1 protein-coding gene is annotated in these 600 nt (G+C 59.2%); it reads right to left on the bottom strand.

Annotated features, from left to right (window positions below):
- Positions 1 to 132 precede the first annotated feature (132 nt).
- On the bottom strand, positions 133 to 591 hold the full coding sequence (locus FXV83_RS42030) for a GcrA family cell cycle regulator (protein ID WP_148745855.1): 459 nt from the start codon (positions 589 to 591) through the stop codon (positions 133 to 135).
- Between the last annotated feature and the right edge of the window lie 9 nt (positions 592 to 600).

The following is a 600-nucleotide window of genomic DNA, read 5'->3' as shown; positions in this document are numbered from 1 at the left end:
CAAGGACCGATCTCCGTCGGAGGGCGCCACTGGTCTCACCCCCGGGCACGGACCAACCTCGATGATTTCCCGCGTACTCAGTCCAAGTCAGCTCTCCACACGTCGGTAGCAGATATTGGAGCTGCCTGACGGTCAAGCGGCCTCACCTGAGCTCGTGTAGTTCGTCGGGCACGGCGTGTGCCGAATCTTCCAAGCACCGACGCAAATCAGCACGCGGGGCGCTTGCCCGAAAACGCATAGCCGAAAACGAGGCTCAACAAGCAGAACGCTTTCTTCTTCTAGTTCAGTGCATCCAGCTTCTTGAGATTGGAAGACTTGACCTACGATTGAGCCTTCCCGCCGCGAACGTTCTACTCGAGTCTTTCGGACGCAATGGCGACCTGCCGCCATCAACGTCGGCCCTCGCTTCGGGGCGGGTCTAATCTTGGGTTTTGCTGTTGGTGGCTTGTGACCTCGAGTGAGGCCCAACCGCGTTAGCCTGCCGCAAACTGCGTCGCGACTGCACTCGAGATGACGCGCGATCTGCGCGGCACTTTGTCCCGCGGCCCAGAGCTTTTCCAACTCTGCCAATTCGCTTCTATTCCAGCGCATGGAAGCTAC

It is taken from the genome of Bradyrhizobium hipponense, from assembly GCF_008123965.1.
Classification (GTDB): domain Bacteria; phylum Pseudomonadota; class Alphaproteobacteria; order Rhizobiales; family Xanthobacteraceae; genus Bradyrhizobium; species Bradyrhizobium hipponense.
This window is presented reverse-complemented; position numbering and strand designations above follow the sequence as displayed.